The 8,068-nt window shown below is 74.0% G+C and carries 6 protein-coding genes and 1 pseudogene; 3 read left to right on the top strand and 4 right to left on the bottom strand.

Going from position 1 to position 8,068, the window contains the following annotated elements; translation table 11 throughout:
• A pseudogene (locus tag HW578_RS19685) lies at positions 1 to 231 on the bottom strand (bifunctional metallophosphatase/5'-nucleotidase); the annotation flags it as partial.
• A gap of 156 nt (positions 232 to 387) precedes the next feature.
• Here HW578_RS19685 and HW578_RS19680 point away from each other — a divergent pair.
• From HW578_RS19680 to HW578_RS19670, 3 genes are read left to right on the top strand one after another with little or no spacing between them, the layout of a single operon-like run.
• Complete coding sequence (locus tag HW578_RS19680; protein WP_198372417.1) at positions 388 to 1,305, top strand: sulfite exporter TauE/SafE family protein; 918 nt, start codon at positions 388 to 390, stop codon at positions 1,303 to 1,305.
• Entirely contained in the window at positions 1,302 to 2,054 is a 753-nt protein-coding gene (locus HW578_RS19675) for a TIGR02186 family protein (protein WP_198372416.1), read from the top strand. The genes HW578_RS19680 and HW578_RS19675 overlap by 4 nt, the downstream gene beginning before the upstream one ends.
• 10 nt (positions 2,055 to 2,064) lie before the next feature.
• Positions 2,065 to 2,571: a universal stress protein gene (locus HW578_RS19670; protein ID WP_198372415.1), complete on the top strand. Its 507-nt coding sequence runs from the start codon at positions 2,065 to 2,067 to the stop codon at positions 2,569 to 2,571.
• A gap of 77 nt (positions 2,572 to 2,648) precedes the next feature.
• Here the strand turns inward: HW578_RS19670 and HW578_RS19665 are convergent, their stop codons facing one another.
• From HW578_RS19665 to HW578_RS19655, 3 genes are all read right to left on the bottom strand, one after another.
• On the bottom strand, positions 2,649 to 5,231 hold the full coding sequence (locus HW578_RS19665) for a TIGR02302 family protein (RefSeq protein ID WP_198372414.1): 2,583 nt from the start codon (positions 5,229 to 5,231) through the stop codon (positions 2,649 to 2,651).
• A 145-nt stretch (positions 5,232 to 5,376) separates the two neighbouring features.
• The gene (gene lysA / locus HW578_RS19660; protein ID WP_198372413.1) at positions 5,377 to 6,717 is read right to left on the bottom strand and encodes a diaminopimelate decarboxylase; all 1,341 of its coding nucleotides are present in this window, start codon (positions 6,715 to 6,717) and stop codon (positions 5,377 to 5,379) included.
• A 247-nt stretch (positions 6,718 to 6,964) separates the two neighbouring features.
• Positions 6,965 to 7,981: an enoyl-CoA hydratase/isomerase family protein gene (locus HW578_RS19655; protein ID WP_198372412.1), complete on the bottom strand. Its 1,017-nt coding sequence runs from the start codon at positions 7,979 to 7,981 to the stop codon at positions 6,965 to 6,967.
• Between the last annotated feature and the right edge of the window lie 87 nt (positions 7,982 to 8,068).

Genomic DNA, 8,068 nt, shown 5'->3' with positions numbered 1-8,068 from the left:
CGCGGCCTCGGCGCGCGCGGCGGCCACCCCGCCCGCGAGGCGTGCCGACCCGCCGAGGCAGGCCTCGTTCGCCCGGCAGGCGGCGCCGGTCGCGCGCACCACCGGTTCGTGCCGGCTGTGGAAGTCGTTGATGTGGATGATGCGGATGCGGCGCGCGGCCTGCGCTGCGGCGGGGCGCAGCGCCGGGGCAGCCAGCAGGGCGCCGAGCAGCAGGCGGCGGGTGAGGGTCATGCGGGGCCTCTCCGGGAACGGGCTGCCGCAATCCTGCCGCGTCGCGCGCCGATTGTCCCTTGCCGCTTGCGCCCGTCGGGTTCAAACGCGGTGTGGCGCCCGGGCTCACACCCGGCGTCATCGAGGATTCACCGCAACCGAAGCGCGGGGCGCGCGATGCAGGTCTACCTGCCGATCGCCGAGATGAGTGTGGATGCCCTGCTGCTGCTGGGCATCGGCTTCGGCGTGGGCTGGCTGTCGGGCCTGTTCGGCGTGGGCGGGGGGTTCCTGCTGACGCCGCTGCTGATCCTGATCGGCATTCCTTCCCCGGTCGCGGTCGCCTCGGGCGCCAACCAGACGCTGGGGGCCTCGGTCTCGGGACTGATCGCGCAGTGGCGGCGCGACAATGTCGACGTGCGCATGGGCGTCGTGCTGCTGGCCGGCGGCTTCCTCGGCTCGGCGCTGGGGGTGCAGCTTTTCGCTGCGCTGCGCCGCGCGGGCCAGGTCGATATCGCGGTTTCGTTCTTCTACGTGGTGGTGCTGGGTACGGTCGGCCTGCTGATGGTGCGCGAGAGCGTGCGCGCCATCATCCGCCGCCGCCGCACCGGCGGCGCCGCACCCTCGCGGTTGGGGGAGCACACCTGGCTGCACGGTCTGCCCTTCAAGATGCGGTTCCGCAAGTCGCGCCTGTACATCTCGGTCGTGCCGCCGCTGCTGGTGGGCTTCGGCATCGGCGTGCTCTCGGCCGTGATGGGCGTGGGCGGCGGCTTCATGCTGGTGCCGGCCATGATCTACCTGCTCGGCATGCCGACCTCGGTCGTGATCGGCACCTCCCTGTTCCAGGTGGTGTTCGTGGCCGCCAACGTGACGCTGCTGCAGGCCTGGCAGGTCGGCACAGTGGATATCGTGCTGACCATGCTGCTGCTGGCCGGCGGCGTGGCGGGGGCGCAGTTCGGCGCCGCCATGGGCACGAAACTGCGCGGGGAGGAGACGCGCGCGCTGCTCGGCCTGCTGGTGCTGGGTGTCGCGATCGGCCTGGCCTGGGACCTGATCCGCGCGCCGGAGAACCTGTTCGCGATCGGGCCGGCGCGATGAGGTGGTTGGCGCTGCTGGTCGCGCTGCTGGCGGCGCTTCCGGCCCGCGCGCAGCAGACGCCGAGCACGCCGCTGCTCACCGCCGACCTCTCGACCGACCGGGTGGAGATCACGACCGGCTTCACCGGATCCTCCGTGATCGTCTTCGGCGCGACCGAGAACCTGATCGGCCCGGAGACCGGCGAGGATGTGGTGGTGCTCGCCTGGGGCCCGTCGCAGCCGACCGTCGTGCGGCGCAAGGTCAATGTGCTCGGCTTCTGGGTGAACGGGCCGGCGGCGACCTTCCCCGAGATCCCGGGCTTCTACGCCATCGCTGCGACGCGCCCGGTGTGGCAGGTCCTGCCCGAGGAGGTGCGCCGGAGCGGCCGCCTCGGCCTCGATGCCCTGCCGCTGCGCGCGGTGGGCGCGCAGGCGCCGGCTTTCCGCGCGGCGCTGCTGGACCTCAAGCAGCGGGACGGGCGCTGGCAGGAATACGCCGCGCCGGTCACCGTGGCTGGCGGGCGGCTGTTCAGCGCCCGCGTGTCCTTCCCCGACACAGTGCAGACCGGCGACTACCGCATCGAGGTGCTGCTGGTGCGCGAACAGCGCATCGTCGCGCGGCAGGAACTTTTCCTGCGCGTGGACCGCGTGGGCAGCGCGGCGACCATCGCCTATGTCGCCCGCACCGCGCCGCTGCTCTATGGTGTCGCCTGCATCGTGCTGGCCGCCCTGGCGGGGTGGCTGGGCAGCATCCTGTTCCGCCGAAACTGAGGACCGCTAGATGCCGGGCACCGAGGAAGCCGCCGCCGCCGCCACCGCCGCCAAGCGCGACCGCATCTTCCTGGTGGTGGTCGATGACAGCCCCGAGCGGGCTGTCGCATTGCGCTACGCCTGCCTGCGCGCGCGCAAGGGCGGCGGGCGCGTCGCTCTGCTGCGCGTGATCGAACCGGTCGGCCTGGTGGAATGGGCCGGTGTGGGCGTGATGATGCAGGAGGAACGGCGCGAGGAGGCGGAGAAGCTGCTCTCGGGCCTGGCCGCGGAGGTGAACGAAATCACCGGCGGCTTCCCCATCCTGATCATCCGTGAGGGCGAGCCGCGCGACGAATTGCTGAAGCTGCTGGAGGAAGACCCGCGCATCTCGATCCTGGTGCTGGCGATGGCGCCGGGCTCGGGCGGGCCGGGGCCGCTGATCACGGCGCTGACGGGGCGGTACGCGCATCGGCTGAGCGTGCCGGTCACGCTGGTGCCGGGGGGGCTGGACGAGAGGGAACTGGAGCGGGTGACGTAAGGCGCGCCGTTCCGCGTCCCGTCTTCTGATGCCGGAAAACGGAGCGGGATCTGGGGGCTCTCTCGCCCGAGCTTCCTTCAGAAGCGCCTGAGCAGCCTGTCGATATAATCCAGCTCCTGCGCCGGCCGCTCGCGTTCCGCCCCGCGCCGCCGCAGCTCCTCCTGGATCCGCCGGGTCTTCAGCAACTCCGCCTCGTCCGGCACCCGCGTGTCCGAGGCATTGTCCTGACCGCCCGTTGCCTCGCGGTTCCGGCGGCCGAGCGGGTCGCGGCCCTGGCCCTGCTCCTGCGCCTGGTCCTGGCCCTCGCCGCCCTGCTGGCCATTGGCCATGCCCTCGCCTTCGCCCTCGCCTTCCTCCTCGCCCTCGCCGGGTTGGGCCTGGCCGAACTGGCGCTGCATCTGCTGCGCCATCTGGCGGCCGCCTTCGGTGAGGGCGCGGATGGCGCGCTGCTGGGCGTCGCGCGGGTCGCCGCCGGAGCGCAGGTTCTCGTCGGCGTCGCGCATGGCGCGGTCGGCCTCGCCCAGTTGCTGCGGCACGTCGCCGGTCAGGTCGCCGAACTGCTGCATCAATTCGCCGAGCGCGCGGCGCAGCGCGCGCTGCACGCGGGCATCCTGCTGGCTCTGCGCCTGGCGCTCCGGGTTGGGCTGCGCCTGGGGCTGCGGTGGCTGCGGGGGTGGGGGGAAGGTGTTGCTCTGCGGGCGGCGGCGCTGTTCCCCGCGCTCGCGCTCGCCCTGCTCGGCGCGCTGGTGGCTGCGGTCGAGCATCTGCGACTGGCGCTGCACCATGTCCTGCACGGCGCCCATCTGCTGGTTGCCGCGCTGGCGCTGCTGCTGCCGCTGGCGGTCCTCGGCGCGCATGTTGCGGCCTTCCTCGAGCGCGCGGAGCATTTCCTCGAGTTCCGCCAGCTCGCGCTCGGCATCCTCGGTGCGGCCCTGGCGGGCGGCGTCCTGCATGCGCTGGGTGCGGCGGTTCAGTTCGCGCTGGTCCATCAGGCGCTGCTGCGGGTCGTAGGGCAGGGCCTCGGCGTTCTCGCGCTGCAGGCGCTCGGCGAGCGCTTCCAGATGGCGGCGGATGGCCTCGCGCAATTCCTGGATGCGGCGGTCGAGCTCGGCGCGCTGCTGCTCGGTGCGCTCGGCATCCGGCGTGCGGCGCTGTTCCTCCAGCGCCTCGCGCAGCGCCTGGCGCGCTTCGGCGAGCGCGCGCGCGGTGCGGTCGGTGCGGCCTTCCTCGAGCGCCACGGCCACGTCCCACAGGATCTCCTGCGCCTCGGCCACGGCAGCCGGGCGGCGGTCGCGCAGCAGGCGGTGGCGGGCGCTGCGCAGCGCGAGGAAGGTGCCGGTGTCGTGCTCGAAAGCCTCCGGCGCGCCGGCGATCCGGTCCAGCTCGCGCCGCGCCGGCTCGCGCCCCGTGGGATCGACCGAGAGCGCCTTGCGCAGCGCGATCAGCACCTGCGAGACGGGATGGGTAAAGGAGCGTTCCGGCAGCTCGAGGAAGGCGCCCTCGCTGCGCCCCTCCTGCCCGGCGTGGTCGGTCGCGACCAGGCGCGCCTCGACCTCCAGCCCCGCCCAGGGATGCGCGGAGAGATCCGGCTGCGCCGCGCCGCGCGCATTGCGCGGGCTACCGCCGGGCAGCGGCAGGTCGATCGTGACGGGCTCGGCCTCCGGCCGCAGCTTCAGGCGCAGTTCGACGCGCAGGGTGGCAAGGCCCCAGTCATCCTCGGCCCGCCAGGGCAGGCGGATGGCGAGGCCGCGCTGGGCGCGCGCCGGCGGCTGGTCCCAGGCCACGGTCGGCGGCGCGTCGGCCCGCACGCTGAGCGACCAGTGCGTGAGCTCGGTCCCGTCGCGCCGCACCGCGAGGCGCGTGCCGGCCTCGATCATCGTCTCGGCGGCGAAGGACCCGCGGTCGAGCGTGCGGAAAGGCGTGGCCGTGCCATCCAGCAGCAGGTCCGGCACGCCGCCGGTCCCACCCGAGACCGCGACCTGCAGCCGGCTGCCCGCTGGCACCGCGGCGCTGCCGCCGGCAGGGTCGAGGAAGATCGGCGCCGCGCCGGTATAGGCCGGCGGCGTGATCCAGGCTTCGAGCCGGACGCCCGGGATCGTCGGCAGGGCAGCACCGGCGAAATGCGGCAGCAGGGCGCGGCGCAGGCGCTCGGGCGCCTCGGCACCCGCCACGACCAGCCCGGCCACCAGCGCGACCGAAAGCCCCGCGCGCAGCGCCCGTGGGTCGCGCAGCGCAAGGCCGGGCTTCGGTGGCGCCACGCGCAGCGACGCCAGGCGTTCGGTGGCACGGCGGCGATGCGCCTCCCACAGGGCGAGTGCCACGGGATCGTTGCCGGTCGGCCGGTCGCCGAGCGTCGCGATGGGGCGGTGCGCCAGGCCGGAGTCGCGCTCGATGCGCCGTTCGCCGGCGGCGGCGCCCGGCAGGGCGAGCCGCTTCGCCGCACGCTGCCCGGTCCAGGCGAGCGCGCCGGCGAAGCCCGCGAGCAGCAGCAGGTGCAGCAGCGGCGGCAGCACCAGCGGCAGGCCCGACAGCGCAACCACCGCGAACAGCCCGACCACGCCGAGCGGCGGCCACAGCGCCGGCCAGGCCGCTTCCCACCAGAGCGCCAGCCGCGCAAGCCAGGTGCGCCGCGCGAGGCGCGAGGCGAGCCGGTCGGTCATGCGGCGCTTCCGGCGTGGCGCATCCTATCCTGGCCTCCGGTCATCGGTGCGCCGCGGTCATGGTATGACGCGGCGTGTCGGCGCATCCGATCCAGGTCTCCGGCGCCCCGCGCCTGCGCCCTGCGGTGATCGGATGCGCGGCCCGTCATGCGCCGAGCCACTCCGGCACGTGCTGCCCGTGCAGCAGCGCGTCATGCGTCTGGCGTTCGCGCACCACGCCGAAGTGGGTGCCGTCCACCAGGACCTCCGGCGCCAGGGGGCGCGCGTTGTAGGTAGAGGACATCACCGCGCCATAGGCCCCGGCATCGAGGAAGGCCACGGCATCCCCGGGGGCGAGCTGCGGCAGCAGGCGGCCGCGGGCGAAGGTGTCGCCGGTCTCGCAGACGGGGCCGACCACCTCGGCGGGCGAGAGCGGTGCGGCGGCGTGCGTGGCGGCGATCGGGACGATGCCGTGCCAGGCCTCGTACATGGCGGGGCGTACCAGGTCGTTCATCGCCGCATCCACCACTACGAAGCGGTGCGAGGCCCCCTGCTTCTGCAGCACGACTGAGGCCAGCAGCACGCCGGCCGGACCGGCGATCCAGCGCCCGGGTTCGAGCATGACCGGCAGGCCGAGCTCGCCCAGCGTGGCGCGGATGGCGCCGGCCAGCGCCTCGGGCGCCGGCGCCGGTTCGTCGCGATAGGGAATGCCGAGCCCGCCGCCGCAATCGACGCGCCGCACCGGCAACCCGCGCGCGCGCAATTCACGCACCGTCTCGGCAAGCCGGGCATAGGCGGCGCGGTAGGCCGACATGCCCGCGGTGATCTGGCTGCCGATATGGGTGGCGAGGCCGATCGGCTCGATGCCCGGCAGTGCCGCCATGCGGCCGTAGACCGCGACCGCGTCGGAGATGGCGATGCCGAACTTGTTCTCGCTCTTTCCGGTGGTGATCTTGGCGTGGGTCTTGGCGTCCACGTCCGGGTTCACGCGCAGCGCGACGCGCGCCTTGCGCCCCATGCCGGCGGCGATGGCGGAGATCATGTCGATCTCCTCCGCGCTCTCGGCGTTGATCTGGAAGATGTCCTGCTCGATGGCGTGGCGGATCTCGGAGGTGGTCTTGCCCACGCCCGAGAAGACGATGCGCGAGGCCGCGATGCCGGCGGCACGGGCGATCCGCAACTCGCCGTCGCTGACCACGTCGGCGCCGAGCCCCTCGGCGGCGAGCACGCGCAGCACGGAGAGGTTGTCGTTGCACTTCATCGCGAAGTGGATGGTGGCATCGAGGCCGGCGCCGGACAGCGCGGCCTTCAGCGCGCGGGCGCGGCGGCGCAGCGCACCGGCGGAATAGACCCAGGCTGGCGTGCCGACCTCGCGCGCGACGCGCGCCAGCGGCACCTCCTCCATGACCAGCCCGTCCATGGCGTGCAGCGACAGGTGCGGGCGCAGCGCCAGGAGCTCGGCGAAGGAAGGGTCGGCGGTGTCGGGCAGGGGAAGCGGCGCGGCCATCGGGGTATTGTCGGGATGGGGGGGCGGCTGCGCAAGCCACGTTACAGCGCGGCCGGCGGTTTGCCGCGGATGCGGCAAGCGTCGGATGAGGCGCGGGCCTCCCGCGGCCCGGGCGCCGCTTCCGCCCGCTCCGGGCCTGGGGCGATGCCTGACCGGACGTATGCCTTGCCATGGCAGGCGAAAGTCCGGGGCGGTTCGTCTCCGGCCGGGGGAACCGCGCCGCGGTTCGAACCCGCCGGGCGCTGCCTCAGCCGAACATCGCTGCGATCGCCGCCGGGTCGACATCCTCGATGCGGGCCGGCTGCCATTTCGGCGCGCCGTCCTTGTCCACCAGGACCGAACGCACGCCCTCGGCGAAGTCGGGGTGGTCGTTCACCACGACCCGGGTCAGCGCCAGTTCGGTGGCGAGGCAGGCGGCGAGGTCCTGCCCCGCGCCGCGCCGCAGGAGCTCCAGCGACACGCAGAGCGAGGTCGGCGACATCCGCCGCAGGATCGAGGCCTGCGCCGCCGCCCATTCCGTGCCCTCGGCATCCAGCGCGGCGAGGATCGCGGCGATGCTGGACTGGCCGAAGCAGCGGTCGATCGCCGGGCGATGCGCCGCGAAGGAGGCCTCCGGCGGCGTGACGGCGAAGCGGGCCACGGCCTCGGTGCTGTCCTGCACCAGCGCGGCGCGCAGCGCCGGCAGGTGCTCGCGCGGGACGAAATGGGTCGCGAGCCCGGCATGGACCGAATCCGCCCCGGTCAGCCTTGCCCCGGTCAGCGCCAGCCAGGTGCCGATGGCGCCGGGCAGGCGGGGCAGGACGTAGGAGGTCCCGACATCCGGGAACAGCGCGATGGCGGTCTCGGGCATCGCCACCAGCGCGTGCTCGGTCACCACGCGCGGGCCGTTATGGACCGCGACCCCGATGCCGCCCCCCATGCAGACGCCGTCGATCAGGCTGACCCAGGGCTTGGGGAAGGTCGCGATGCCGGTGTTGACGGCGTATTCCTCGGAGAAGAAGGCCTCGACGGCGGCGCGGTCCCGGGAGATGGCCGCCGCGCGCACCGCGCGCACGTCGCCGCCGGCGCAGAAGGCGCGCCCGCCGGCCCCTTCCAGCACCACCAGGCGCACGGCAGGGTCGTCGCGCCAGGTGGCGATGGCGGCGGCGAAGGCGCGGATCATCGGCAGGTCCAGCGCGTTCAGCGCCTTCGGGCGGTTCATCAGCAGGGTCCCGGCCTGGCCTTCGCGTCGCGCGATCAGGCTCGGTTCGGCGGTGTCGCTCATCGGTCGGGGGTCCTCTGCGGGGTCGGGCAGCGCGGCGCTGCGAGGTCCGGGGCGCCGGTGCCGCGAAAGCGGCGCGCCGGTGCGCCG

It is taken from the genome of Roseomonas rosulenta (genome assembly GCF_016106005.1).
Classification (GTDB): domain Bacteria; phylum Pseudomonadota; class Alphaproteobacteria; order Acetobacterales; family Acetobacteraceae; genus Neoroseomonas; species Neoroseomonas rosulenta.
This window is presented reverse-complemented; position numbering and strand designations above follow the sequence as displayed.